The organism is Paenibacillus sp. Soil787, from assembly GCF_001429545.1.
Lineage (GTDB): Bacteria > Bacillota > Bacilli > Paenibacillales > NBRC-103111 > Paenibacillus_E.
The window spans coordinates 1-25,422 of the sequence record NZ_LMSP01000013.1; the positions used below are offsets into that span (position 1 = coordinate 1).

General features: G+C 47.0%; 24 protein-coding genes, 8 tRNA genes and 1 pseudogene. 30 read left to right on the forward strand and 3 right to left on the reverse strand.

Annotated elements, in window-relative coordinates; all coding sequences use genetic code 11:
• The first annotated feature begins 201 nt into the window (after window positions 1-201).
• The 8 genes from ASG93_RS15665 (at window position 202) to ASG93_RS15700 (ending at window position 1,060) form a co-directional block, all read left to right on the forward strand.
• Window positions 202-293, forward strand: a tRNA-Ser gene (locus ASG93_RS15665).
• Between the two features lie 27 nt (window positions 294-320).
• Window positions 321-397 (forward strand) — tRNA-Met (locus ASG93_RS15670).
• Between the two features lie 16 nt (window positions 398-413).
• Window positions 414-489, forward strand: a tRNA-Val gene (locus tag ASG93_RS15675).
• 14 nt (window positions 490-503) lie between these two features.
• Window positions 504-579 (forward strand) — tRNA-Thr (locus tag ASG93_RS15680).
• 77 nt (window positions 580-656) lie between these two features.
• Window positions 657-733 (forward strand) — tRNA-Asp (locus ASG93_RS15685).
• A gap of 44 nt (window positions 734-777) precedes the next feature.
• A tRNA-Phe gene (locus ASG93_RS15690) sits at window positions 778-850 on the forward strand.
• A 46-nt stretch (window positions 851-896) separates the two neighbouring features.
• Window positions 897-978, forward strand: a tRNA-Tyr gene (locus ASG93_RS15695).
• 9 nt (window positions 979-987) lie between these two features.
• Window positions 988-1,060: transfer RNA gene (locus ASG93_RS15700), tRNA-Lys, on the forward strand.
• An 83-nt stretch (window positions 1,061-1,143) separates the two neighbouring features.
• Here ASG93_RS15700 and ASG93_RS15705 read toward each other — a convergent pair.
• The 3 genes and pseudogenes from ASG93_RS15705 to ASG93_RS15715 all read right to left on the reverse strand — a co-directional run bounded on the left by ASG93_RS15705 (window position 1,144) and on the right by ASG93_RS15715 (window position 3,696).
• Complete coding sequence (locus ASG93_RS15705; protein ID WP_056833512.1) at window positions 1,144-1,446, reverse strand: MTH1187 family thiamine-binding protein; 303 nt, start codon at window positions 1,444-1,446, stop codon at window positions 1,144-1,146.
• A 94-nt stretch (window positions 1,447-1,540) separates the two neighbouring features.
• Window positions 1,541-3,068, reverse strand: a pseudogene (locus ASG93_RS15710) (GMC family oxidoreductase).
• A gap of 31 nt (window positions 3,069-3,099) precedes the next feature.
• On the reverse strand, window positions 3,100-3,696 hold the full coding sequence (locus ASG93_RS15715; RefSeq protein WP_200984488.1) for a gluconate 2-dehydrogenase subunit 3 family protein: 597 nt from the start codon (window positions 3,694-3,696) through the stop codon (window positions 3,100-3,102).
• A 309-nt stretch (window positions 3,697-4,005) separates the two neighbouring features.
• Here ASG93_RS15715 and ASG93_RS36365 point away from each other — a divergent pair, with 309 nt between their 5' ends.
• The 22 genes from ASG93_RS36365 (at window position 4,006) to whiA (ending at window position 25,340) form a co-directional block, all read left to right on the forward strand.
• On the forward strand, window positions 4,006-4,335 hold the full coding sequence (locus ASG93_RS36365) for a hypothetical protein (protein ID WP_235550860.1): 330 nt from the start codon (window positions 4,006-4,008) through the stop codon (window positions 4,333-4,335).
• A gap of 20 nt (window positions 4,336-4,355) precedes the next feature.
• Entirely contained in the window at window positions 4,356-5,120 is a 765-nt protein-coding gene (locus ASG93_RS15720; protein ID WP_235550861.1) for a PucR family transcriptional regulator, read from the forward strand.
• Between the two features lie 110 nt (window positions 5,121-5,230).
• Window positions 5,231-6,361, forward strand: coding sequence for an ABC transporter ATP-binding protein (locus ASG93_RS15725; RefSeq protein ID WP_056833513.1), 1,131 nt, complete (start codon window positions 5,231-5,233; stop codon window positions 6,359-6,361).
• 175 nt (window positions 6,362-6,536) lie between these two features.
• Window positions 6,537-7,478 carry an HPr(Ser) kinase/phosphatase gene (hprK, locus tag ASG93_RS15730; protein WP_056833514.1) on the forward strand — a complete coding sequence of 314 codons (942 nt, stop codon included), beginning with the start codon at window positions 6,537-6,539 and terminating at the stop codon, window positions 7,476-7,478.
• 41 nt (window positions 7,479-7,519) lie between these two features.
• Window positions 7,520-8,494, forward strand: coding sequence for a prolipoprotein diacylglyceryl transferase (lgt, locus tag ASG93_RS15735; RefSeq protein ID WP_082614922.1), 975 nt, complete (start codon window positions 7,520-7,522; stop codon window positions 8,492-8,494).
• On the forward strand, window positions 8,472-9,131 hold the full coding sequence (gene ppaX / locus ASG93_RS15740; RefSeq protein WP_056833515.1) for a pyrophosphatase PpaX: 660 nt from the start codon (window positions 8,472-8,474) through the stop codon (window positions 9,129-9,131). The genes lgt and ppaX overlap by 23 nt, the downstream gene beginning before the upstream one ends.
• Entirely contained in the window at window positions 9,128-9,619 is a 492-nt protein-coding gene (locus tag ASG93_RS15745) for an acyltransferase (protein ID WP_056833516.1), read from the forward strand. Before ppaX ends, ASG93_RS15745 begins: the two co-directional genes overlap by 4 nt.
• A gap of 206 nt (window positions 9,620-9,825) precedes the next feature.
• Window positions 9,826-11,043 (forward strand): ATP phosphoribosyltransferase regulatory subunit, encoded by a 1,218-nt coding sequence (locus ASG93_RS15750; RefSeq protein WP_056833517.1) that lies wholly within the window; start codon window positions 9,826-9,828, stop codon window positions 11,041-11,043.
• 123 nt (window positions 11,044-11,166) lie between these two features.
• Window positions 11,167-11,802 carry an ATP phosphoribosyltransferase gene (gene hisG, locus ASG93_RS15755; RefSeq protein WP_029198931.1) on the forward strand — a complete coding sequence of 212 codons (636 nt, stop codon included), beginning with the start codon at window positions 11,167-11,169 and terminating at the stop codon, window positions 11,800-11,802.
• 456 nt (window positions 11,803-12,258) lie between these two features.
• On the forward strand, window positions 12,259-13,545 hold the full coding sequence (gene hisD / locus ASG93_RS15760; protein WP_056833518.1) for a histidinol dehydrogenase: 1,287 nt from the start codon (window positions 12,259-12,261) through the stop codon (window positions 13,543-13,545).
• Entirely contained in the window at window positions 13,545-14,153 is a 609-nt protein-coding gene (gene hisB / locus ASG93_RS15765; RefSeq protein ID WP_056833519.1) for an imidazoleglycerol-phosphate dehydratase HisB, read from the forward strand. Before hisD ends, hisB begins: the two co-directional genes overlap by 1 nt.
• 2 nt (window positions 14,154-14,155) lie before the next feature.
• The gene (gene hisH / locus ASG93_RS15770) at window positions 14,156-14,761 is read left to right on the forward strand and encodes an imidazole glycerol phosphate synthase subunit HisH (RefSeq protein ID WP_056833520.1); all 606 of its coding nucleotides are present in this window, start codon (window positions 14,156-14,158) and stop codon (window positions 14,759-14,761) included.
• A gap of 39 nt (window positions 14,762-14,800) precedes the next feature.
• Complete coding sequence (gene hisF, locus ASG93_RS15775) at window positions 14,801-15,559, forward strand: imidazole glycerol phosphate synthase subunit HisF (RefSeq protein ID WP_056833521.1); 759 nt, start codon at window positions 14,801-14,803, stop codon at window positions 15,557-15,559.
• Window positions 15,556-16,209, forward strand: coding sequence for a bifunctional phosphoribosyl-AMP cyclohydrolase/phosphoribosyl-ATP diphosphatase HisIE (gene hisIE / locus ASG93_RS15780; RefSeq protein ID WP_056833522.1), 654 nt, complete (start codon window positions 15,556-15,558; stop codon window positions 16,207-16,209). The genes hisF and hisIE overlap by 4 nt, the downstream gene beginning before the upstream one ends.
• A 26-nt stretch (window positions 16,210-16,235) precedes the next feature.
• Window positions 16,236-17,042, forward strand: a complete 807-nt coding sequence (gene hisJ, locus ASG93_RS15785) for a histidinol-phosphatase HisJ (protein WP_056833523.1) — start codon at window positions 16,236-16,238, stop codon at window positions 17,040-17,042.
• 75 nt (window positions 17,043-17,117) lie between these two features.
• Window positions 17,118-18,068, forward strand: coding sequence for a ribose-phosphate diphosphokinase (locus tag ASG93_RS15790; RefSeq protein WP_056833524.1), 951 nt, complete (start codon window positions 17,118-17,120; stop codon window positions 18,066-18,068).
• Window positions 18,069-18,388: 320 nt separating this feature from the next.
• Window positions 18,389-20,125 (forward strand): tetratricopeptide repeat protein, encoded by a 1,737-nt coding sequence (locus tag ASG93_RS15795; protein ID WP_056833525.1) that lies wholly within the window; start codon window positions 18,389-18,391, stop codon window positions 20,123-20,125.
• A gap of 179 nt (window positions 20,126-20,304) precedes the next feature.
• Window positions 20,305-21,252: a thioredoxin-disulfide reductase gene (trxB, locus tag ASG93_RS15800; protein WP_056833526.1), complete on the forward strand. Its 948-nt coding sequence runs from the start codon at window positions 20,305-20,307 to the stop codon at window positions 21,250-21,252.
• 223 nt (window positions 21,253-21,475) lie between these two features.
• The gene (locus ASG93_RS15805; RefSeq protein ID WP_056833527.1) at window positions 21,476-22,423 is read left to right on the forward strand and encodes an ROK family glucokinase; all 948 of its coding nucleotides are present in this window, start codon (window positions 21,476-21,478) and stop codon (window positions 22,421-22,423) included.
• Between the two features lie 76 nt (window positions 22,424-22,499).
• Window positions 22,500-23,387, forward strand: coding sequence for an RNase adapter RapZ (rapZ, locus tag ASG93_RS15810; RefSeq protein ID WP_056833528.1), 888 nt, complete (start codon window positions 22,500-22,502; stop codon window positions 23,385-23,387).
• Window positions 23,388-23,418: 31 nt separating this feature from the next.
• Window positions 23,419-24,402: a gluconeogenesis factor YvcK family protein gene (locus ASG93_RS15815; RefSeq protein ID WP_029195993.1), complete on the forward strand. Its 984-nt coding sequence runs from the start codon at window positions 23,419-23,421 to the stop codon at window positions 24,400-24,402.
• Between the two features lie 5 nt (window positions 24,403-24,407).
• On the forward strand, window positions 24,408-25,340 hold the full coding sequence (gene whiA / locus ASG93_RS15820) for a DNA-binding protein WhiA (protein WP_056833529.1): 933 nt from the start codon (window positions 24,408-24,410) through the stop codon (window positions 25,338-25,340).
• Window positions 25,341-25,422: the final 82 nt, after the last annotated feature.

Consider the following 25,422-nt stretch of genomic DNA (forward strand, 5'->3'; position numbering starts at 1 on the left):
CAGCTGACGAATACTAATCGGTCGAGGGCTTAACCWAWTCCCATTAAAGTGATGAAGAGCTCCGAAGTGGACTCAAGTACTTTAACGGGGCCCAAAGGATTTAACCCCTAAGGTCCCAGAAAACCTAAGAAATTCAAACCTTTACGCAAGTTTCGTATCTAGTTTTCAGGGAATAATATTTCCTGAGTGTATATATATCTTGGAGAGATACCCAAGTGGCTATAAGGGGACCCTCTGCTAAGGGGTTAGACTGCGTAAGTGGTGCGAGGGTTCGAATCCCTCTCTCTCCGCCAGTTTCCAAATATATATACCTTTTATGTGGCGGCGTAGCTCAGCTGGCTAGAGCGTACGGTTCATACCCGTAAGGTCGGGGGTTCGAGCCCCTCTGCCGCTACCATAAAACCAATCCAGTCGGAGGCTTAGCTCAGCTGGGAGAGCATCTGCCTTACAAGCAGAGGGTCGGCGGTTCGATCCCGTCAGCCTCCACCATCTTTATCATTTACGCCGTTGTAGCTCAACTGGTAGAGCAACTGACTTGTAATCAGTAGGTTGGGGGTTCAAGTCCTCTCGACGGCACCATTCTATCCCAAAAGGTGAAGATGGTTCAATGATGGAGTTTCCGATTACTTTCCGGGGGCCCCGATAATTTTTAGCATGGAGCTGTGGTGTAGTGGCCTAACATGCCTGCCTGTCACGCAGGAGACCGCGGGTTCGAATCCCGTCAGCTCCGCCATTTATTTTTTAGTGAATTAGGACAAGCTAAAAACAATTACATAAGGCTCGGTAGCTCAGTCGGTAGAGCAGAGGACTGAAAATCCTCGTGTCGGCGGTTCGATTCCGTCCCGAGCCATTGAGATGGTTGTGCTGCAACAATGCAGCATGGTTATCTCTCATCTGGAGGCTTAGTGAAGTGGCTAAACACGGCAGACTGTAAATCTGCTCTCTTCGAGTTCGGTGGTTCGAATCCATCAGCCTCCATCTTACCTTGAGTCATTAGCTCAGTTGGTAGAGCACCTGACTTTTAATCAGGGTGTCGTAGGTTCGAATCCTACATGACTCACTTTTATAAGTAAACGTAGAAGGCCGTGAGGTCTTTTTTTGTTTTATATAAAGAAAAAACATCCATAAGCAGGATGCTTTTTTTTATTTTAATTTGTCTGCAACCGACTTCATTTTTTGCTTCATAGAGGCCTGTTTGTCACGGCGATCGTCGATCTTGATAGATGTCGAGACTCGCTCTGCACCATTCGTAAATGGGACTTCGTGGACGGCACGAATAACTTCTAGCAGGCGGTCTAAGGGGCCCTCTAGAATGGTGCCCATTGGCGTCATTTCAAAAGCGATATCGGTATGTTTTTCTAGTTCTTTGTGCAAATCTGCGACATAACCGCTGAGGCTGGTGGTGGCTGTTCCAATAGGGATAATGGTGAATTCTGCGATAGCCATGGAGGTCACTTCTCCTTTCATTTTGTAAAGCTCTCTTTCATTGTAGATGAGTGACTACTGGCAATGCAATTTACAATGAAGCTAGCCCCGCCAATTAAGAGCTGGCAAGGTCAATAATATAATCGGCTGTTCTTGCTGCAATCGCCATGACGGTGTTGGTGGGATTCACTCCACTGGAAGTTACGAAGAGACTCGCATCGCAAATGAACAAGTTTGGAATATCGTGGCTTTGACCATAAGAATTGACGACGGAGGTAGCTGGGTCTTTCCCCATTCGGCAGCCGCCCATAAGATGCTGTGTGTCGGGTACAACGTAGGTAACCTCGCCTCCGGCTGCTTTGAGAATGAGTTTCAAATTTTCTACAGCGTGATCGATTAATTTAAGATCGTTAGCTCCATATTTGAAAGTCACGGAGGCACGAGGCATTCCGTTTTCGTCTTTTTCAGCGGATAAGGAAATATGGTTGTCCCATTGCGGAAGCACTTCGCCAACCATGGTTAAACAACCATAGTTGTTGTATTCAAGCATGATTTGCCTAAGCTGCGGCCTCCAGACGGGCTCGTGAGAGAATTTGCTGATCCCTTGAGCCATATCTATAGGTCTCGAGCCGTGAGAGTGAATCGTGTAGCCACGAGCAAAGCCTCTGCGCGGATCCGTTTCATAGAAATCTTGTGTGGAGGCAAACACAGGTGTGCCTTTGTATAAACGTATCTCTTGCTCAAATTTGGCGTAGACATCATTACTGCTATGCGTCATAATCGCGCGGCCTACCCAGCCGCTGGAGTTCGCCAGACCGTCAGGAAATTGAGGAGTGGCTGAGTGAAGCAGCAGGCGAGGGGTCTCGACAACATGGGCGCTTAAAATGACAGTTTTGGCACGTTGGCGATAGGTCTTACCCTCGTTAACAAAGAGAACACTGTTGACATGCCCTTCTCTATTGACTTCGATTTGTGTAACCATACAATTTGGGAGAATTTCAGCCCCGGCTTGAACGGCTTTTGGAATGTGAACGATCAAGGTACTAAACTTGGCATTCGGCATACAGCCTTCGATACAGAAGCCGTGATTGGTGGAGGGAGGACGGTCTTCAAAAGGAGCAGATAGAATAGCAAGCGGTGTAAGAACGGATTGAACCAAGTGCTTCGCAGCCTTTTTGAAATAAATAAGCATTAGGACTTAAAGGGTCACGCTCTGGATAAGGATATGGTCCATTGAAATTTCCCCAGGGGAAATGCTTCGGTCCGGAAACCGCAATTTCTTTTTCGATTCTGCTGTAGTAAGGCTCAAGATCTTTGTAATGAATGGGCCAATTTTCACCAACGCCGTCAATGGACTTTGTTTTGAAATCTGATTCATGGAAGCGCAAAAAAACACCGGTAAAGTTCCGCGTCCCACCGCCTATGCCCCTGCCCGAATGATACCTTCCTATTCCAAATGGTTCCGTCCAATCGACGATAGGTGTATCTTCCCATGCTAAGCTCCGCATGCTCAACTCGTCACAAGCAAAATCCTTCTGGGGATCCCGCCCAGGGCCCGCATCGAGAACAACAACACTCAGGCCAGCTTCGCTTAACTCTTTGGCGAGCACACCGCCGGCTTCTCCTGCACCTACAATTGCGATATCGACAGCGCGTCGTGTTCATGTCTCCACTTCATGGCTTCCTCACTGCCTCCCAAGGGTCAAGTTGGCCAGGTTCAGTTCTTACATATCCGCGAGGATAAGCAGGGCCGCCATAACCGATCTCCGACCAAACCAAAGGATGTGAGGAATAGGCTTCTACACTTAACTGAAGCAGTTTATGAAATAGTGCTTTTTGTGGAATGTCATCCCAAGCTTCCGTTAGAGGGTAGCTGGCATCACTGATTTGGTGCATGATGTGCTTTTGAGCAGCTTCGTCTAATTGGAAGAAAGGTCGGCTATCGGCTATCCACCCAGTCTCGTCAATAGCTTTAAGTCCCTGACGAAGGAGGTTTTGAATGGGAGGTACATTGACCTTGCGCTGTCCTTCCCCTTTATTTTCTGCCAACGTTTGATCAATATGAGTAAGGATCGTTTGGATAACATCTCCTCGATGATCATCCATGAGCAGAGCGCACCAAGCCCGTAATGTTTCCGTTTCTACCGGAGTTAGAAAATGGTATGAATGTTCTCGCACCAGTCGGGAGGTCACAATGGACTGTGTATGGGAATCCCATTCCTTTTGCTCATCCATGACGTTATAGGTCGGATAATAACTATGATTCTTCAAGGTAAATCAACCTCCATAGATAGCAGTAAGAGCAAAAATGCTTATAACTGAAAATAGTAAAGGCATCATCACCGGCGGACCCGTTAGAAAGTTTCGCAATGCTAAGCTGCCTATCCGTTTCTGAACACATTTGTCTGAACCTCCAATAGGATGAAATCACCCTAGTACAATTATTTCCAAATTGCCAAAGATTATGAGTTGGTTTTATTAAGACGTGAAAGGGAGCTCTCGCATTCACATGAGGGAGGGCACATATGTTACAATAAGGAGATAGATATAGAAGTTATATAGGAGTAAGGAGAGAGGCAGATGGATTGGGAGCGTGTAAAAGAGCGTTTGGAAGCGGTTTTACAGTCACCTATGCAGATTAGCTTGATACCCGAGGCAGATTGGGAGCATTTGGCGGAAGAGCAGGCAGAAAATCTTGAGAGCTTTAGTCGAAGTGTTGTGCGTGGACAGGATGTGCTTTTTTATTTATCCAAAGAACATAAAGATATTCGCATTCTGCAGGTTTCCAAAGCTAAATTAACCTCTTCAGAGCGCAAGCTCGTGGAGTTAACTGTTGAGTCTAAGATGACATTAGAAAAAAACAGTGGGGAATCTTTTTATCTGAAGATGAACGAAAGGCGCACCAATTAAGAGATTGGCTGCTGCAGCAGATGGAACGCGGTTCAACCCATGCTGAGCTGCCGGATGCGCTTGCTTCACAATCCTCTCTGTATTCAACGAAAATTCCGTTGTTGTTGTACGGGGACTATTCTCAAAACCAGCGCGTTTCCTATGCGGAGCTAAAGAAACTGTTGGAGTCATTTTTTGAATCCGAGATTATCCTGATTCCTTTACTAGAAAAAGAGTGGCTGATCCTAGCACCCGAGGGTCTACTAACCAGTGGCAGCGAAGAGCGAGAAGGGGATGAGGAAGAAAGCGTAGAGCAGATACTCGACGCTCTCGGTTCTGGGCTGTATGAAATGCTGGCTAATGAGTGGGTTGGCGAATGCCATCTGGCCATTGATTATCCTGTAAAGCCTTCGAAATCACTATTCGCCACGATCCTCAAACTGAGGGAGACCATCATGTTAGGGCGTTCCTTTCATGTAGGCAGCTTTATTCATCTTCGTTGGGAGCTTCGTCTAGAGAAGCTGCTGCACTTGATTGACGAAGAGGAAAAGGCAGAATTCCTAGAGCAGGTGCTTCGCGGCATAGATCATGTGCTGGATGCAGAGACAGTAATTACGTTGGAACATTTCTTCACACTGGACTGCAACGTTAGTGAAACGGCGAAGAAGTTATATATACATCGAAATACCTTACTCTATCGTTTGGACAAGTTTAAAAATGAGACTGGACTCGATGTGAGAACGTTCAATCATGCGGTTTTAGTGAGACTTGCATTACTATTGTACAAAGTAACGAAAAGAAAGTGATTTTTTTGTAGGGATTGTGCATAGTCAGTCCGGACTTCGTAGGGTAAGATGAGTATATTGAAAAGTTGATCAGCAAGCATATGATCGATAAATCGTAGGGGGAATGAACCATGGCAGGTGTACGTTTAAACCATATCGTTAAAAGATATTCTGGTGCAGAAGAATCCACAGTTAAAGATTTCCATCTTGAAGTTGAAGATAAAGAGTTCGTTGTATTGGTTGGAGCATCCGGTTGCGGAAAATCCACAACTCTTCGTATGATCGCAGGATTAGAGGAAATTACTGAAGGTGAACTTTACATCGGTGACCGCCTTGTAAATGATGTAGCTCCAAAAGACCGCGATATCGCGATGGTGTTCCAATCTTACGCCCTTTATCCACATATGACTGTTTATCAAAACATGGCATTCGGCTTGAAACTTCGTAAATTCAAAAAAGCAGATATCGATGCTCGCGTTCGTGAAGCAGCGAAAATCTTGGATATTGTTCATTTGCTTGATCGCAAACCAAAAGCTCTTTCCGGTGGTCAACGTCAACGTGTTGCCTTGGGTCGTGCGATTGTTCGTGAGCCACAAGTATTCTTAATGGATGAGCCGCTTTCCAACTTGGATGCGAAACTTCGTGTACAAATGCGTGCGGAAATCACAAAATTAACAAAGCGTCTTGGTGTTACAACGATCTACGTAACGCATGACCAAATCGAAGCAATGACAATGGGCGATCGCATCGTTGTTATGGATAAAGGTATCATTCAACAAGCAGCTACTCCTGAAGAAATCTACAACTTCCCAGTGAACATCTTCGTTGCGGGCTTCATTGGATCCCCATCCATGAACTTCATGACAGGTTCATTGACACAAGAAGGCAGTGGTGTTTTCTTCAAAGCAGGTACTGTAAATGTTGAAGTTCCAGCTGGTAAAGCACAAGTGCTAAAAGATAAAGGTTTCGTTGGTAAAGAAGTGATTCTGGGTGTTCGTCCAGAAGACATTCACGAAGAGCCAGTATTCTTGGAAGCATCCCCGAAGACAGTATTCAACGTTAACGTTGAGTTGACTGAGAACTTGGGTCACGAAATGTACTTATACCTGAACGGTATCGGCGCTAACACAGTAATCGCACGTGTTGACGGTCGTTCAGGAATCAAAGAAGGCACAAATGTTAAATTGGCTCTAGACATGAACAAAGTTCATTTCTTCGATAAAGATACAACATTGTCCATCTTGGTTAACCCTAATCTATAAGCTTTAACAGTAAGGCCAGCCGTTATCGGCTGGCCTTTTTTGTCTGTAGATATAGTTTCATGAACACTTTAGTTGATTTCAACTAACTATTCCATTACGATGAAACTATTGAAAAGAATGAATAATAGCAGATGAAGCACGTTTTGCACAGGCAAAACTCGGAGGAGACAGGACGATGGCCAAAAAAGTGAAGGTTTCCGAATTGGTGGAACAACTCCATATGGAGGTTCTTGCAGGTGAGTCTGGACTGAAACGTCCCATAACAACCGGTGATCTGTACCGTCCAGGTCTCGAGATGGCCGGATATTTCAATTACCATCCAAGGGAACGTATTCAGGTGCTAGGGAAGACGGAAGTCACCTTCATGGAAATGTTAACAACGGGTGTTAGACGGAATCGGGTAGAGCAGCTATGCTCGCCAGAGGAAACACCTTGTATCATTGTGACAAGAGGACTAGATGTTCCTGTTGAATTACTGGAAGAAGCGAGAAAGCGTGACCTCCCCGTACTTCGAAGCCAAATGTCTACGACGATTTTTGCAAGTAGGTTAACAGGGTTTCTAGAGAATAAATTAGCTCCAAGTACGACTATCCATGGTGTGCTTGTCGATGTATACGGAATTGGCATGCTCATTACAGGGAGCAGCGGTATCGGGAAAAGTGAAACAGCGCTTGAACTTGTTAAAAGAGGCCACCGGCTTATTGCGGATGACGCCGTAGAAATTCGTCAAAATGGCGATAAGGTGCTGACAGGAAATGCGCCTGAACTTATTCGTCATTTGCTTGAAATCCGCGGTGTGGGTATCATTAATGTAATGACTTTATTCGGAGCTGGTGCTATCCGTAATGTGAAGAAGATTTCGGTTGTTGTTAAATTGGAGAATTGGCAGCAGGACAAGCAGTATGACCGATTGGGCCTCGATGAAGAATTGACACGCATCATTGATACGGATCTGCCGCTCGTCACGATTCCTGTCAGGCCGGGACGAAACTTAGCGGTTATCGTCGAAGTGGCTGCGATGAACTATCGTTTAAAACGAATGGGATATAACGCGGCACTTCAGTTTACGAATAAACTGACGGAGTCGCTGAACGAAGATTTTGAGGATTTCGATTGATTGAGCAGTAATTTATATCATGACAATGAAGGAGTGAAACCATGCTCGAAAGTGTTGCGTTTTCCTTAGGGCCGATACATGTCCGGTGGTATGGCATTATTTTAGGTACAGCCGCGTTAATAGGTTTATTACTGGCAATCCGAGAAGGGAAGCGGTTCCGAATCGTTCCTGACTTTTTCATGGATTTATTGTTAATTGGGGTACCTTCAGCGATTGTTGGCGCTAGACTTTACTATGTAGCATTCCAATGGTCCGATTATAAGAATAATTTAGCTGAAATTTTTATGATCTGGCACGGCGGTATTGCCATTTATGGTGCACTAATTGGTGCGATTATCGGTACTTTTTTCTACGTAAGAGCTAAAGGGTACTCATTCTTGAGAATCGCGGACATCTGTGCACCAGGTTTAATTGTGGGACAAGCGATAGGACGTTGGGGCAACTTTATGAATCAGGAAGCCCACGGAGGCCCTGTTACGGAGTCATTCTTACGAAATACCTTGCACCTACCTAATTTTATCGTGAATCAAATGAACATTGAAGGTACTTTTTATCACCCGGCATTTCTATATGAATCCGTCTGGAATCTCTTAGGGCTGTTGGTTCTACTATGGCTTCGTCGCAGGCCTTTCCTACGGGCGGGGGAACTATTTTTCAGTTATTTTATCTGGTATTCCATTGGTCGTTTTTTTATCGAAGGTGTGCGTACAGATAGTCTTGATTTCACGGGTCCCACGTGGCTTGCGTCGTTCTTGAATGTATTGTGGTCACCAATGAGAGTTGTATTTGAACCTGGCGTACTGACATATGGCGGCAATATAAGATTCTCGCAGCTGTTAGCCCTTCTGATCGTGATTGGGATGGCTATTATTATTATCGTGAGAAGGAAAAAGGGATACGCGAATGTGCGCTATGCGGATCCGATTGTTTCTACGAAAGCTGAAGAGAAGAACAAAGTAATGAAAGATCAAGAAGTAGACAAAGGAGCAGACTATGATTCAAACCGTACTGTTTGATCTGGATGGAACGATTGTTGATACGAACGAGCTAATTGTGCAATCTTTTTTGCATAGTTTGGAAGGCGAGACGGCTGAGCCAGTTAGTCGGGAACTCATCATTCCGAATATGGGGCGCCCGCTTGTGGAACAAATGGAATTTTTTACAGGCAGGAAAGAGGTTGAAGAGATCATTAAGAAGTATCGGACCTTCAACTTATCTAAGCATGATGAGCTGGTCAAAGAATTCCCGAATGTACGCACGGCGATGGCTAAGCTGCATGAAAATGGGATTAAAATAGGAATAGTAACGAGCAAGATTCGGCAAACCACTCTGATGGGTCTGAAGCTGTGCGGGCTGGATTCTTTCGTTAGTACGATCGTGACCGTTGAAGATGTGAAAGAGCCGAAACCGCATCCGGAAGGCATAATTGCAGCGCTTAAGGTGTTAGGAAGTACTGCGGACCAAACGGTGATGGTTGGAGATAGCCATTATGACATTGAGGCAGCCAAAAATGCGGGTGTTATATCTGTTGGCGTATCTTGGTCATGGAAAGGGCGCTCCTACTTAGAGCAATATAACCCGGATCATTTGATCGACGATATGCTTGACCTGCTTCCTATTGTGGGGCTGACGTCGGATGTGGATGCTGTTTGAGAAAAACGGATAAGTATCCGGTAGATGGACCAAATGCTTTGTGGCAAATCTATCATACCGTTAGCAAATGGAAGGCGATGCGGAATTTCGTATTCATTCAAATAACGCGGTACTCGCCTTCGCTGCGTATGAAAAATTGGATTTACCGAAACGTATTGGGTATGAAGGTTGGTGAGCATACCGCTTTTGCTTTGATGGTGATGGTGGATGTCTTTTTTCCAGAGAAGATTCATATTGGGAGCAATACGATTATTGGGTATAACACGACGATATTGGCCCATGAATATTTAACCAAAGAGTATAGACTCGGGGATGTAAATATTGGATCGCATGTGATGGTAGGTGCCAATACAACGATTCTACCCGGTGTGACGATTGGAGACTATGCCGTTATTGGAGCGGGTTCGGTTGTGCACAAGGATGTAGCGCCGTATAGCTTTGTGGCAGGGAATCCACTTCAGACGATTCGTGAAAGAATTGAGAAATGAGAGTTGTATGCTATAGAGCTGTACAGCTCTTTTTTTTGCGTATGAATGAGGATATCCAGAGTTGGGAATCAGGTGAAAGACGATTGACGGTCCTAAGCTTACGTGATAAAATAACCGTACATTCTTTATTTTGGTAGTATGGTAGCACGTTACTGTGTTAAAGTGAATAAAAAGGAAATTGAATTCCTACATGTTGAGGTGAGACGGTGTCAAAGCCAAAAGTATTTGAAAAACCGTTAGGGGTTAAAGATTATTTGCCCGAGGCGGTTACGAAGTTGCGAAATATAGAATTCCGTGTATTGGCCTGTATGGAACGCTGGGGTTATAACCAGATCATTACGCCTACACTCGAATATTACGATACGGTTGGTGTTGCGAGTTCCACGGAAGACAAAAAGCTGTTCAAGTTGCTCGATCGTAAGGGAAAGACGCTTGTTTTGCGGTCTGAATTGACAGCGCCGATAGCGCGTGTAGCTTCTTCTTTACTCAAAGAACATGCGTTCCCATTGCGCTTATCCTATCATTCGAATGTGTTTCGTTCGATTGAAGAGGAAGCTGGACGGGATTCCGAGTTTTTCCAAACGGGCGTTGAGCTTATTGGAGATGCTTCATCCGAAGCGGATGCTGAGGTAGTAGCGTTAGCGATTGCTTCATTGCAGGCGGCTGGCGTAGGCGCGTTCAAGATTGCGCTTGGTCACGTAGGCTTCTTGAACGGTTTGTTCCAGGAAACGCTGGAAGGACGCAGTGATGCTCAGCTTGCACTGAAAGAGCATTTGCTCAGTCGTGATTATGTTGGTTACCGCGAAGCAATAAAGTCGTTAGCTCTTATACCTGATGTAGAGCGTGAGCTGATTGGCGTGCTGCGACTTAGAGGCGGAGATGAAATTTGCGAGCAAGCTCGTATGGTATCTCAGCATCCAATCGCGCAGGATGCGATTCGTCATTTATGCGAAGTGTGGGATGTATTGAAAGCCTATGGGGTAAGTGAGCATGTAGTCATAGATTTAACGATGATTGGAGATTTCTCCTACTATACAGGCATGACGTTTGAGGGCTATGCAGCCGATTTAGGCTTCCCGGTATGCAGCGGAGGTAGATATGACAATCTGCTGAGTCAGTTTGGGCGTCCGGCTCCGGCGACGGGGTTTGCGCTCAAGACGAACCGAATCCTAGAGGTTACAGGCAAAGAGAACGTGGAGCAGCCAGGTCGTGTGCTGATTGCTTACGATGCAGAGCATCGTGAAGAAGCGCTTCAGCTGGCGAAGGCTATGCGCAGCAGTGATGATGAGGCTATCATTATCACACAGTTGGTGAGCGAGTATGGAGCTTGGTCGAACGAGTTGTTGAACAAGGGAGACGGCCAGTACGAGCTTCGTGGAACGGTTTATAGTGATGTTATTACGATGATTGATATAGCGGTGTGATACGAGCAAGTGAAAGTGAAGAGCAATAGCAAAGAGTAAGAGTAAGAGTAAGAGTAAGAGTAAGAATCAAATGAATGAGTTTGTCTCGCTCAGTTAGTTGGAAGTTTGAAGGAGGTTGGAACGGTGGATGATATTCTAAAAGTAGCGATGCCGAAAGGCCGTATTTATAAACAAGCAGCGAAGCTTTTTCATAAAGCGGGTCTGCCGATCCCAGAAGACCTGGAAGAAGGACGCCGATTAATCATTCCTGTTCATGAAGCAAGAATGGAATTCATTTTGGCGAAACCGGTTGATGTTCCTACCTATGTCGAATACGGCGTAGCGGATATTGGGGTTGTCGGCAAGGATGTCCTGATGGAGGAGAACCGCAACGTGTATGAGCTGTTGGATCTGGGTATAGCACGCTGCCGGATGTCGGTTATTGGACTGCCGGATTGGAAGCAAGAGATCAATCCGCGGGTTGCGACGAAGTATCCGAACGTCGCTTCTCAGTATTTTCGCGAGCGGGGGCAGCAGGTTGAGGTTATCAAACTAAACGGCTCTATCGAGCTTGCGCCGCTGATTGGTCTGGCTGACCGTATCGTAGATATGGTCGAAACGGGAGAGACGCTTCGGGAGAACGGACTCGTGGAACAAGAGGAGATTTTTCAAATTACGAGCCGCTTAATTGCGAATCGAGTGAGTTACCGCATGAAGAATGAGTCCATTCAGCGGTTATGTGATATGCTGCAGGCTGTTTTACCTGTGATGAAGGTCTAGAAGAAACATAGGGATTAGATCACCCACATTTAAGGTTGAATCTGTTATGCAGCTTAAGTTTACGCACCTTAGAGGAACGACGATCCTCTATTTGAGCGAAAATGTTGAGAAAATCAAACTAGCGGAACGTGAGGACTCTATTTGAGCGAAATTAGGGTTCGAAGAGGTAGAAACAACGAAATAAGGGCTCCTCGTTCCTCGAATTCATGAAATTAAGCTGTTTTTCGGCAAATAAGGGCTCCTCGTTCCGCTAATTCATGTAATTAGGTGTTTTCTCTGACAAATGAGGCTCCTCGTTCCTCGGATTTATGAAATAAAGCTGTTTTCCGGCAAATACGCACCCAGAGATCAGGTTCCCCCCACGGAGTAACTGTTATCGAAAAGCTCGGAAAATGGAGCTAATAAGTAGCTATGTTGCAATTGATATAGATAGACGATCAAGAGAGGATGATGAAGATGCGGATACTTCCCGCCTCGGAATTTCAATTGAACCGCGAGGTCGAATACGGATCACCCGAGCAAAATGAGACCGTCCGCCGCATCATCGATGAGGTGCGGCAGGACGGAGATGCCGCGCTCAGGCGCATGGCACAGCAGTTCGACCGCGTCACCGTCGCTGAGCTTCGCGTCAGCGACGAGGAGATCCAAGCGGCGTACGCAGAGGTCGACGCCGAGTTCCTTGCGGCGCTGCGACAAGCCGCCGCTAACATTCGTGCGTTTCATGAGAAGCAGAAACGCACGTCGTGGATGGACCTGCAGGCGAACGGCAGCCTGCTGGGCCAAATCATCCGACCGCTGAAGCGGGTCGGATTGTACGTGCCCGGAGGGAAGGCGGCTTACCCTTCCTCCGTGCTTATGAACGCCATCCCCGCGATCGTCGCGGGGGTGCCGGAGATCGCGATGGTGACGCCTCCGGCCACCGCGGGGGAAGAGGGCATCAACCCGCATATCCTCGTGGCGGCAGCCGAAGCGGGTGTGAAAGAGATCTACCGCGTAGGCGGGGCGCAGGCGGTAGCCGCGCTGGCCTACGGCACGGAATCGATCCCGCCGGTCGATAAGATCGTCGGGCCCGGCAACATCTACGTCGCGCTGGCGAAGCGCTTCGTATTCGGCGTCGTCGATATCGACATGATCGCCGGGCCAACGGACATCGTCGTGCTGGCGGATGAGCACGCCGACCCTGAGTACGTCGCGGCTGATTTGCTGGCGCAGGCCGAGCACGACGAGATGTCACCGTCGATTCTGGTGACACCTTCGAGAGAGCTTGCCGAAGCGGTTCGGCAAGAGCTGTGGCGGCAACTGGATGTGCTGCCGAAGAAAGCGATCGCCTCTGTATCCACAGCAACCAAAGGAACTATACTGCTTGTGGATAACTTGGACGAGGGCGTTGACGTTGTCAATCGCTTGGCGCCGGAGCATTGCGAGCTGCTGGTGCAAGAGCCTTTCAACCTGCTGCCGCGCATAGAGAATGCAGGAGCTATATTCCTCGGCGCCTACAGCACGGAACCCGTAGGCGATTATTTCGCTGGACCTAACCATGTGCTGCCGACGAATGGCACAGCCCGTTTTTCATCGCCGCTGAATGTGGACGATTTCCTAAAAAAATCAAGCGTTATTCATTATAGCAAGGAAGCGCTGATCGCAAACGGCGAAATGATTATGACGCTGGCCCGTAACGAAGGGTTGGAAGGTCATGCAAGAGCGGTTGAGATCCGACTCAAGAAGGAAGGGAAGTTGAAATAATGGCTGAACAAGATAAAGGGATTGCCCGCTCAGCGCGTGTAGCCCGCAAAACAAATGAGACCGATATTGCCCTCGCGTTCCAAGTAGACGGGACTGGAGTTTCTGAGATTCAAACGGATGTACCTTTCTTGAACCATATGCTTGATTTGTTCACGAAACACGGACATTTCGATCTGAATGTTGTCGCTAAAGGCGATATCGAGATCGATGATCATCATACGGTTGAAGATATCGGTATTTGCTTAGGTCAAACCCTTCGTGAAGCACTAGGTGATAAAAAAGGGATTAAACGCTATGCCAGCGTATTCGTTCCGATGGATGAAGCCCTTGCTCAAGTGGTCATCGATATTAGCAACCGACCGCATTTCGAATACCGCGCGCAGTATCCTTCACAAACTGTTGGCAGTTTCGATACGCAGCTTGTACATGAATTCTTGTGGAAGCTGGCTCTAGAGGCGCGTATCACGCTGCATGTTATCGTACATTACGGACAAAACACGCATCACATGATTGAAGCTGTGTTTAAAGCGTTAGGCCGAGCGTTAGATGAAGCGACATCGATCGATCCTCGCGTGCAGGGGGTTCCTTCGACGAAGGGAGTGCTGTAGGAATGATCGCCATTATTGATTATGGAATGGGTAATTTACACAGTGTAAGCAAGGCAGTCGAGCGTCTTGGTTACGAAGCAGTTGTAACAGGTGATGCTGATCAGATCTTAGCAGCTGAGGGCGCTATCCTGCCAGGTGTAGGCGCATTCGGGGATGCGATGGAGCAGCTGCGCGAGTCGGGGCTGAATGATGTCGTCGTCCGTTATGCCGAATCGGGTAAGCCGCTATTAGGTATTTGCCTTGGCATGCAGTTGCTGTTCGCCAGCAGCGAGGAGCATGGGGATCATGAGGGGCTTGCCCTTTTGCCTGGCTCGGTCGTTCGCTTTCAGGGGGACTACAAGGTGCCGCATATGGGTTGGAATCGATTAGTCAACAAGCAAAATGACAGTCCTATTTTCCAAGGTATCGAAGAAGGACACGTGTACTTCGTCCACTCCTATCATGCGAAGCCGGAGCGTGAGAGCGACTTGTTAGCGGTAACGGATTACCATCAGCCAGTGACGGCTATTGTAGGCAGAGATAACGTATACGGCATGCAGTTCCACCCTGAAAAAAGTGGAGATACTGGCATGAAGCTGCTAGATAATTTTCTGAAAATGTGCAAATAGGGGTAATAAAAAGTTTAGCTTAGGAAGGAGGTGCCCATCATGTTAGCCAAAAGAATTATTCCTTGCCTAGACGTCAAGGATGGCAGGGTGGTCAAGGGCGTTAATTTCGTTAATTTGCGCGATGCAGGCGATCCGGTGGAGCTGGCAGCGATTTACGATAAAGAGGGCGCGGATGAGCTGGTGTTCCTCGATATTTCGGCTTCGGTGGAAGGACGGGCAACGATGGTGGAGGTTGTCCGTCAAACGGCAGGGGAGATTACGATCCCTTTCACCGTTGGCGGCGGCATCTCCAATGTAGACGACATGAAACGCCTGCTTCGCGCCGGAGCGGATAAGATCGGTATCAACACAGCGGCGGTTCGCAATCCTCAGCTCGTATCGGATGGAGCACGGAAGTTCGGTTCCCAGTGTATTGTCGTTGCCATTGATGCGAAATTTAATGCAGAGTGGGGAGAATGGGAAGTGTTCACGCATGGCGGACGCAACGCCACCGGTATCAAGACGTTGGAGTGGGCGAAGCGTATGGAAGAGCTTGGTGCAGGAGAAATTTTGCTTACCAGCATGGATGCAGACGGGACGAAGGATGGCTTTGATTTGAAACTAACGCGTGCCGTGTCCGAGCTGCTCACGATTCCCGTGATTGCTTCCGGAGGAGCGGGCAAAGCGGAGCATTTCTACGATGTATTTACGGAAGGTAAAGCCGATGCAGGGCTGGCAGCAACCATTTTTCACTATAAAGAGTTAACGGTTCAAGGGGTCAAAGACGACCTTAAAGGTAAAGGGGTTGAAATCCGATGACATTTTCAATAGATCAGATTACTTATGATGCACAGGGTCTGGTACCTGCCATCGTACAGGACGCAGTCAGCAAAGAAGTGCTCATGCTTGCTTACATGAATAGCGAGTCATTGCAGCGTACGATTCAAACGGGTGATACTTGGTTCTGGAGCCGTTCCCGCGGTGAGTTGTGGAATAAAGGAGCAACTTCCGGTCATACGCAAAAGGTAAAATCACTGCGTTACGACTGCGATGCAGACACGCTGCTGGTTCTCGTGGAACAAGTGGGACCTGCTTGTCACAACGGCACTTATACTTGTTTCACAGAAAGTATCCCTGTGGATGGGGCCGCTCAAGAAGCCGCACCTGCCGCAGAGGGCAATCGTTTCGCGATTCTTGGCGAGTTGGAAGCTGTTATTGCTTCGCGTGACGCGGAGCGTCCTGAGGGCGCTTATACAACGTACCTTTTCGAAAAGGGCGTTGATAAGATTCTCAAAAAAGTCGGCGAAGAAACGGCCGAAGTGATTATCGCAGCCAAAAATAAAGATAACGATGAGCTTCGCTATGAAGCGAGTGATCTTATTTTTCACTTAATGGTCCTTTTGCGTAATAATAAGCTGCCTTTGGATGATATTATGAAAGAGCTGGCTAATCGGCACGTCAAAAAATAAATAAAACGACCTGGAGTGAATTCACGATGTTGATTGATTATCATACACATCATGTGCGCTGCGGTCACGCCTCTGGGGAACTGGAGGACTACGTCAAACGCGGCATCGAGATCGGGCTCACACAGTTGGGGCTTTCGGATCATATGCCGCTTTTGCATGTGGACCCTGCGACTTATTGGCCGGAAATGGCCATGCCGATGGAAGAATTGCCTCGCTATGTCGAGGAGTGTCTCTATCTTAAAGAGAAGTACAAAGATCAGATTGATATCCGTGTCGGACTGGAGGGCGATTATGTCGAAGGCTATGAGACGCAGATTGCTGCAATTATCAAAGCGTACCCATGGGACTATGTCATCGGTTCTGTCCATTTCCTTGGCGAGTGGGATATTTCTGATTTTAGGCAGCTTGCAGGTTGGGAAGGTAAGGATATTTATGAAGTTTATACCCAATACTACGATGCAGTGAAGAAAGCAGTCCGAACCGGACTGTATGATTATATCGGTCATATCGATATGATTAAGCGATTTGGTTACGTCCCGGATCGTGATACATGGGAGCTTGAGAAGGCGGCACTGGACACTGTGAAAGAATGTGATCTTGCGATCGAGCTGAATGCTTCGGGCTTGCGCCATCCGTGTAAAGAGATGTTCCCGAGCCGCCGAATGCTGGAATATTGTCATAAGGTGGGAATTCCACTCACGATAGGTTCGGATGCGCACCAGCCGGATCGGTTGTCTCAGTATTTGGACGAAGCCAGGGAGCTCTTGAAATCCGTTGGATTTAACGAAATAGCCACATTTTCTGCCCGAAAACGACATCTTGTGACTTTTTAAATTCGACATGTTTCATGTATAATGAATAGGAACTGTATAATCTATTTAATGAACCTTCGGAGGTAACCATTAACCATGCATAGCGACAATGTTAAAATCTTTTCCGGATCTTCGAATCCGAAGCTTGCGGAACGTATTTGTAAAGAGCTCGGCCAGCCGCTTGGACAAATTAAGCTTTCCCGTTTTAAAAGCGGAGAAATTTACTGCCTTTACGAAGAAACGATTCGTAACTGTGACGTATTCCTGGTACAAACTTTTTCCCATCCGATTAATGAGCACATGATGGAACTTCTGGTCATGATGGATGCGGCGAAAAGAGCTTCTGCAAGAACGATCAACCTTGTCATCCCCTACTATGGTTACTCTCGTCAAGAACGTAAAGCTGCTCCGCGCGAGCCGATTTCTGCTAAATTAGTAGCTGACTTGTTCAGTGCAGCTGGTGCAACTCGTGTTGTAACGATTGACCTTCATGCACCTGCGATTCAAGGCTTCTTCAATATTCCAGTGGACCACTTGACAGCGCTTGATCTTATCAGCGACAACATCAAAAAGAGAAATCTGCCAAACCCAGTTATCGTATCTCCGGATGCGGGACGTGCTACAACTGCTGAGAAAATGGCCAACATTCTCGATGCGCCATTCGCAATGATGATCAAGAAGCGCCCAGAACATAATGAATCAGTGATTACCCATGTCATTGGTGATGTAGCCGGCCGTACGCCGATTATTATCGAGGATCTTATCGATACCGGTACGACGATTGTCAACGTTGTTGAGAGCCTGAAGGAAAGAGGAGCGCATGACGTATATATTTGTGCGACACATCCTGTGTTCTCTGGACCTGCCCTGCAGCGCCTAGATCACCCTAGCATTAAGGAAGTCATCATCACGGACTCCATTGCGATTCCGGAAGGACATTCCGATAAATTCAATGTGCTTTCCGTAGCTCCGCTGTTGTCTGATGCGATTCGCATTATCAATGAAGGTGGTTCCCTATCCTCCCTCTTCAAATACGGCGGCGTATAAGGAAGCTTTAAAAGCTGACTTTGAAAACGATGATTTAGCAGGGAAGTGGATTCGGCGTCGAATCTTGAACGAAATCCGGGAAGTCCGGTACTCACGTAGGCTTACCTACGCTCCGTTCCTCCTTCTCCGGATTTCGTCCAACCTTCTCGGTTTTGAAAGCCAGCTTTTAAAGCCACTATTGGAACAGGATCTACAGCAAAAGTTCAAGAGCAAATTCAAGAATTTTACAGGACCAGATCTTACCTTCGGATTATGTTTTTGGCTTCCATGCGATCTATGGTATAATTTGAGTGTAATCAAATTGCCGGAGGTGTCTTGCTATGGAAAAGATTAAGCGTGTGTCCGAAGCGCCAAAGCCTAAAGTTATCTCAATTAACATGGATGCCGCATTCTTTTTCGAGAGAGCGGTTCAATCTTTGGATCGGTTTCATTATGATAAGGCATTGAAATATTTCCGGCGAGCTGCAGAGTATGAGCAGGATAACCCTGTGAATCACTGCAATCTCGCGGGAGTTCTCTCCGAAATGGGCAATTATGACGAGTCGAACCAAATTCTGCAGCATGTCCTTGATACGATCGATCCCGAGATGACAGAATGTCACTTTTATATGGCAAACAACTATGCCAACATGGAAAATTTCGAGCAGGCCGAACAAGCGTTAGTTCGATATTTGGAGACTGACCCCACAGGTCAATTCATGGATGAGTCCGAAGAAATGATGGAAATGCTGAGCTACGAGCTTGAACGTCCCGCCCCTCTCACTAGCATTAAGAGTCGAGAAGGGCTCTTCGAGCATGATAAAGCCCGTGCGCTTCTCGAAGAGGGTAAGTTCGCTGAAGCGGTGAGGCAGTTAGAGAAATTGGTGAAGAATCAGCCTGATTTCACAGCTGCCCGCAACAATCTGGCCCTTGCTTATTACTATATGGGTCAGTTTGAGAAGGCGATGGAAACGATTCGTGCGGTGCTCGACATTGATGCCGGAAATCTGCATGCGCTGTGTAATATGGCCATTTTCCATCAGCATTTTGGCAACAAGGAGGAGTTAGCTGAGCTAACCTCTCTATTGTGCAAGACGTTTCCTTTTCAGCAGGATCATGTGTTCAAGCTTGCTACAACGATGGGTATCCTTTCTGAGCATGAGAAGGCATACCACTTGTTTAAGCGCCTGCTTAAAGCAGGGGACGGTACTGCAGACCCTTGCCTCTATCATTACGCAGCGGTCGCAGCCAGCCATATCGGTCGATTCGGCGAAGCTTACCGTTATTGGAAGCAAGCCGAGAAGCTTGATCCCGGCGCCGAAATCTCCAAGTTTTATTTGGAGCAGCTGCGCTCGCGTGAGAAGGCTCAAGGGCCGCTAACTTGGAGTTATCACTACCACCTGCCCTTCGAAGAGCAGTTTAGGGTGTTGGAGAAATCCACGCAAGGAATTCCAGACCAATTGAAGAAAGATCCGCTAGTACGATCCTCCTTCTTCTGGGCTTTGCGTCATGGTGATATCGAGACGAAGCTGCAGGTGATCCAAGCGTTCGGCTTAATTGCTGATAATGAAGTGAGAGATGCTTTGCAGGATTTCATCCTAGATCGTCAAGAAGATGACTACTTGAAGAGAGTCGCGATTTTCGTGCTTCGCAGTATGGGGATCAGAGAGTCACTTCCCGCCTATCTTGAGAATAAAGAGATTATGGTAGAGGCCTCGCCCTACTCGCCGCATTTGCCCATTTGGGATGCCAAATGGCAGAGTGTAATGGAAACGGCGCTGTCGCATATGCACAAGCGTTATGATATGGTTCAACAGTATGATTTGGAAATCCTATGGGTTGAATTTCTGACGAAAATCTACCCGGCAGTGCCTAAGATTCATAAATCTGAGGGCTGGGCAGCAGCATTGGAATATTTGATCGCCAAAATGCATCGCCGAGCTATTTCCTATCAGGAAGTATCTACACGCTATGGCGTAACAGTCTCAACAGTAAGCCGCAATGTAAAGCTAATTGATGACACATGTGGCTTGCGTGAGAAAATGGAAGCTATTTTCAACAAATTCACGAATATTTGATAGCCAGTCTTTTGCCTCGTCGAAAGACCTGGCTTTCATACATAAATATAGCGGCGGTTTCGACTGCTCGCATTGAAGCACAATAAAGCGGAGCATACGAAGGCTGTCTTGCTGAAGCAAAACGCAGCGATGCTTACGTAGATAGCTTTCTTGAGGAAAGCACCTAGGAGGGAAACCATATGTACAAATCAGTCGTTGTAGGAACAGGACCATCCGGTCTAACAGCAGCCATTTATTTAGCGCGCGCCAACCTTAGCCCACTCGTTATTGAGGGGCCAGAGCCAGGCGGACAGCTTACCACTACTACCGAAGTAGAGAACTTCCCCGGCTTCCCTGAAGGGATTATGGGTCCTGAATTAATGGAGAATATGCGTAAGCAAGCAGAGCGTTTCGGCGCCGAATTCAAAACCGGTTGGGTGAACTCCGTCCAGCTGACGAATCGTCCGTTTAAACTGCAAGTTGAAGGTCTTGGCGAGATCGAGACAGAGACACTGATTATCTCCACTGGTGCTTCTGCCAGATTGCTAGGAATTACCAATGAAAGAGAAAACATCGGACGCGGCGTAAGTACTTGCGCAACGTGTGACGGATTCTTCTTCCGCGGCAAAAAGATTGTTGTCATTGGTGGCGGTGACTCCGCCATGGAAGAAGCGAATTTCCTTACTCGCTTTGCTTCGGAAGTCCGTTTGGTCCACCGTCGTGATGAGCTTCGCGCGTCGAAAATTATGCAGGATCGTGCTCGCGGCAACGAGAAAGTGAAATGGGCACTGAATAATACACCGCTTGAAGTTATTGCTGGTGAAAAAGGCGTAACAGGCCTGAAAGTCAAAAATAACGAAACCGGTGAAGATGAAATCATCGAAACAGACGGTATCTTTGTAGCTATCGGCCATACACCGAATACGAAGTTCTTAGGTGGACAAATCGACACGGATGAGCAAGGCTATATTATTGTGAAGCCGGGCACGACGGAAACGAATATCCCTGGCGTATTTGCTTGTGGTGACGTGCAAGACACGAAGTATCGCCAAGCGATTACGGCGGCAGGAAGTGGATGCGCAGCTGCCCTGGAAGCTGAAAAGTTCTTAGAAGGCAGCATCGTACACGATTGGAGCCAGTCGCTGTAAGTGGTTTGGAATCTTTACAGCAAACGTGGAGGGCTAATCTCTCCACGTTTTCTCTTTTCATTGGAAGCTGTTGAATCTTGACCAGTTTAAAGGCTTGACTTATAGTTGGAACAGGAGCATAAGTAAACCCCACAAAGTACTTCGATATGAGTTTATATATTACTTTGCGGGGACCCCGGAAAATATCCGAAAATTATATGAATATTCATGAGGTGACCTTGCAATGTCAGATCAGATTTATATCGGTGTAGATTTAGGCGGTACGAATATCAAAGTGGGAATCTGCGATGAGCAGGGGAAACTGCTACAAACGTTTGAAGGCCCTACAGGCGCTGAAAATGGTTCTGATTTTGTCATTGAGCGAATTGCGCAGTATGTACGCCAAATTGTTGAAGAGTCTCCGTTTGAATGGGAGCAAGTGGCTGGTATTGGTGCAGGTTTAGCCGGATTCATGGATATTCCGGAAGGCTTCGTCAAATTCTCTCCCAATTTGCAATGGCATAATGTTCCTGCGAAGAAAATGTTGGAAGGATTTCTTGGTAAAACGGTTAAGATTGACAACGATGCCAATGTAGCTGCTTTAGGCGAAGCTTGGGCAGGCAGCGGGGCAGGCATTCCGAATGTAGTTTGCTATACGCTTGGAACAGGCGTTGGCGGCGGGATTATTATTAACGGGAAAATTTATCAAGGTTCTGCGGGTATGGCTGGAGAACTTGGTCACATGTCCGTAGTGCCTGACATTGAAGCAATTCAGTGTGGCTGCGGACAAATGGGTTGTCTAGAAACGGTATCATCGGCGACAGGCATCGTTCGTATGGCGAATGAAGCGGTTGAACGCGGCGAGAGAACGTCATTAGCTCTTCACGAGAAGATTGAAGCGAAGCATGTCTTCGATGCTGCTAAGAGCGGAGATGAAGTATCCCTGCGCATCGTGAACCGTGCTGCCTATTATCTTGGACGTTCGATGGCTGCGATGGCTGTTATTATTAATCCGAAACGTTTCATACTCGGTGGTGGTGTTTCTAAAGCCGGGGAAATTTTATTCCAACCGATTCGTGAAACCTTTAAGAAATACACACCAGAGACAGCCTCTGAAGGTGTTGAGATCGTTGCTGCAACACTTGGTAACGACGCGGGCATCGTAGGCGCTGCTGGTTTGAATTTAAGATAGACGTAATACGTACTGTTCGTATGGTTAGCGGATCTGAGTTGGCCTGCGAGAAGCACTCCAAAGGAAGGTGTCATTCATGGAAGAAAACCACCCTTTAGCGAAACTGGTCATAATTACAGGAATGTCAGGTGCAGGTAAGACGATTGCCGTACAGAGTCTAGAAGATCTAGGATTCTTCTGCGTCGATAATTTGCCTCCTGTGTTGATTCCTAAATTTGCTGAGTTGATCGAGCAGTCGATGGGGAAAATCGGCAAAGTGGCACTGGTGATTGATTTGCGAGGGCGTGAATTTTTCACTGCACTTCAGGAGTCGCTTCGTTATATCCAAGAGAATTACACGCTTAGTTATGAAATTCTATTCCTAGATGCTACCGATGCGACGCTAGTACAGCGTTATAAGGAAAGTCGCCGCCGTCACCCGCTAGCTCCCGATGGAGCGCCGCTTGAAGGTATTGGTCTTGAGCGTAAACTGCTGGAAGAGCTGAAAGGCTTAGCCACGCAGGTTATTGACACAAGTACGCTTAAGCCGGTGCAGCTCAAAGAAAGAATTATTTCCCGGTTCACCAATTTGGAAACAAACCGCATATCTATAAATGTAATTTCCTTCGGATTTAAATATGGTGTCCCAATTGATGCTGATTTAATCTTTGATGTTCGCTTCTTGCCGAATCCACACTATGTGGAACAACTTCGTCCACAGACGGGTCAAGATCCCGACGTCTATGACTACGTGATGAAGTGGTCCGAGACGCAAGAGTTCCTGAATAAACTGCTCGATATGCTCCATTTCTTAATGCCTCAGTATAAGAAAGAAGGCAAGAGTCAGGTTGTTGTGGGAATAGGCTGTACTGGAGGTAAACACCGATCCGTCGCCATCACGGAATATCTCGGTAAAGTGATGGGGAACAGCGAAACCGAAACCGTGCGTTTGAGTCATCGAGACGCCGAGCGGGACCGTGTATAAGCAGTCCTACGATTAAGAGGGTGAAAGAAGTATGGAACATGTTGAATTACAACGCAAGCCCAGAATAGTCGTTATTGGCGGTGGAACAGGTCTTTCGGTTATGCTTAGAGGATTGAAGGAGAAGCCGGTTGATATTACAGCCATTGTAACGGTAGCGGATGATGGAGGAAGCTCTGGTATTCTCCGGAATGAATTGCAGATGCCGCCTCCGGGTGACATTCGCAGTGTGCTAACGGCCCTTGCTGATGTCGAGCCCTTGCTATCGCTTATTTTGCAATATAGATTTCAAGTGGGTACAGGTTTAGCTGGACACAGTCTGGGAAATCTAATACTAGCAGCACTTACGGATATTACAGGTGACTTTGTCACTGCGGTTCAAGAAATGAATCGTGTATTTGCTGTTCGAGGTCGGGTGCTTCCCGCATCGAATCAAGCTATCGTATTGAAAGCGATCATGGAAGATGGTACCTTAGTCGTAGGCGAGTCCAAGATTCCAAAAGCAGATGGACGCATCAAGCGTGTATTCATCGAGCCGGCTAATGTGACACCGCTAGCTGAAGCTGTTCAAGCTATACGCGAAGCAGATGCCATATTATGCGGCCCAGGTAGCTTATATACCAGCTTGCTGCCGAATCTGCTTGTCCCTGGGATCGCGGAAGAGATTGTGAAATCGAATGCTGTAAAGTTGTTCATCTGCAATGTGATGACACAGCCAGGCGAAACTGACGACTATTCGGTCAGCGATCATCTGGATGCCATTTATGATCACCTAGGCCAACATTTGTTTGACTATGTGATTGTGAACAACGGAGAAATCCCTCCGCAAGTTCAGGCAAAATATGCGGAAAAGGGTTCGAAAGCGGTTCATTTGGACCTAGAAGAAGTCACGAAGAGAGGGTATCGGATCATTGCTGATCGACTCGTGCTATTTCGTACCTACCTTCGTCATGATGCAGAGAAATTGAGTGACCATATTTATCAGCTCGTCGAAAGCTGGATGTTAAGGAAGAAGTGAGTCCCTTGTCCTTTGCGGCAACAACCAAAAAAGAATTAACGTTAATTGCAGATGCGGAAGCATGTTGTGAAAAAGCGGAGCTGTCGGCTTTGATTCGAATGAATGGATCTGTGCAGCTAACCAGCCAACGCGTCGTACTTGATATTTCCACCGAAAATGCAGCTATTGCTAGGCGGATATACACGCTCATCAAAAAGACGTACAAATTGCACACCGAGCTGCTCGTGCGTAAAAAAATGCGTTTGAAGAAGAATAACGTGTATATTGTTAGAGTTCCCGGTCAGGTCCAGGAGCTGCTCAGTGATCTGAAAATTGTTTCCGAAGGGTTCATCTTCACCACAGGAATTAACAAAGAGATCATTCGAGGCAATTGCTGCAAAAGGGCATATCTTCGTGGGGCATTCATGGCTGGAGGCTCGGTGAATAATCCCGAGGGTTCTTCTTATCATCTCGAGATTGCCTCGATTTACGAGGAGCATTGCAAGGCATTATCTCAGCTTGCGAACAAATTCGATTTGAATGCCCGCTGCATCGAACGCAAAAAAGGGTTCGTCTTGTATATCAAAGAAGGCGAGAAGATTATCGAGTTTCTAAGTATCATTGGAGCACATCAAGCGCTGCTGCGCTTTGAGGATGTCCGGATCATGAAGGATATGCGCAACTCGGTGAACCGCATTGTCAATTGTGAAACTGCGAACCTTAATAAGACGATTGGTGCAGCAGTTAGACAGATCGAAAATATCCGTCTCCTACAAAGGGAAGTCGGACTGGATAGCTTACCTGAAAAACTAAGAGAGGTTGCCGAAATTAGACTTCAGCATCCCGATCTGAATCTCAAGGAAGTTGGCGACATGCTTAAGGGCAGTGTGAGCAAATCCGGTGTCAATCATCGTCTGCGAAAAATCGACGAATTGGCTGAAAAACAGCGGAATTCGTAGATATGAAGCCGCTGTACAGCGCATCTATAAGTTTTTCTCATTTTTTCTAGTGTACTTCAGGGAAAAATGCTATAATGTTAAA

Excerpts from the sequence above, each read along its gene's own strand:
- ASG93_RS15705 (WP_056833512.1), bottom strand. The coding sequence starts at position 1,446 with ATGGCTATCGCAGAATTCACCATTATCCCTATTGGAACAGCCACCACC.
- ASG93_RS36365 (WP_235550860.1), top strand. The coding sequence starts at position 4,006 with ATGGATTGGGAGCGTGTAAAAGAGCGTTTGGAAGCGGTTTTACAGTCA.
- ASG93_RS15720 (WP_235550861.1), top strand. The coding sequence starts at position 4,356 with ATGGAACGCGGTTCAACCCATGCTGAGCTGCCGGATGCGCTTGCTTCA.
- ASG93_RS15725 (WP_056833513.1), top strand. The coding sequence starts at position 5,231 with ATGGCAGGTGTACGTTTAAACCATATCGTTAAAAGATATTCTGGTGCA.
- hprK (WP_056833514.1), top strand. The coding sequence starts at position 6,537 with ATGGCCAAAAAAGTGAAGGTTTCCGAATTGGTGGAACAACTCCATATG.
- lgt (WP_082614922.1), top strand. The coding sequence starts at position 7,520 with ATGCTCGAAAGTGTTGCGTTTTCCTTAGGGCCGATACATGTCCGGTGG.
- ppaX (WP_056833515.1), top strand. The coding sequence starts at position 8,472 with ATGATTCAAACCGTACTGTTTGATCTGGATGGAACGATTGTTGATACG.
- hisD (WP_056833518.1), top strand. The coding sequence starts at position 12,259 with ATGCGGATACTTCCCGCCTCGGAATTTCAATTGAACCGCGAGGTCGAA.
- hisB (WP_056833519.1), top strand. The coding sequence starts at position 13,545 with ATGGCTGAACAAGATAAAGGGATTGCCCGCTCAGCGCGTGTAGCCCGC.
- hisH (WP_056833520.1), top strand. The coding sequence starts at position 14,156 with ATGATCGCCATTATTGATTATGGAATGGGTAATTTACACAGTGTAAGC.
- hisF (WP_056833521.1), top strand. The coding sequence starts at position 14,801 with ATGTTAGCCAAAAGAATTATTCCTTGCCTAGACGTCAAGGATGGCAGG.
- hisIE (WP_056833522.1), top strand. The coding sequence starts at position 15,556 with ATGACATTTTCAATAGATCAGATTACTTATGATGCACAGGGTCTGGTA.
- hisJ (WP_056833523.1), top strand. The coding sequence starts at position 16,236 with ATGTTGATTGATTATCATACACATCATGTGCGCTGCGGTCACGCCTCT.
- ASG93_RS15790 (WP_056833524.1), top strand. The coding sequence starts at position 17,118 with ATGCATAGCGACAATGTTAAAATCTTTTCCGGATCTTCGAATCCGAAG.
- ASG93_RS15795 (WP_056833525.1), top strand. The coding sequence starts at position 18,389 with ATGGAAAAGATTAAGCGTGTGTCCGAAGCGCCAAAGCCTAAAGTTATC.
- trxB (WP_056833526.1), top strand. The coding sequence starts at position 20,305 with ATGTACAAATCAGTCGTTGTAGGAACAGGACCATCCGGTCTAACAGCA.
- ASG93_RS15805 (WP_056833527.1), top strand. The coding sequence starts at position 21,476 with ATGTCAGATCAGATTTATATCGGTGTAGATTTAGGCGGTACGAATATC.
- rapZ (WP_056833528.1), top strand. The coding sequence starts at position 22,500 with ATGGAAGAAAACCACCCTTTAGCGAAACTGGTCATAATTACAGGAATG.
- ASG93_RS15815 (WP_029195993.1), top strand. The coding sequence starts at position 23,419 with ATGGAACATGTTGAATTACAACGCAAGCCCAGAATAGTCGTTATTGGC.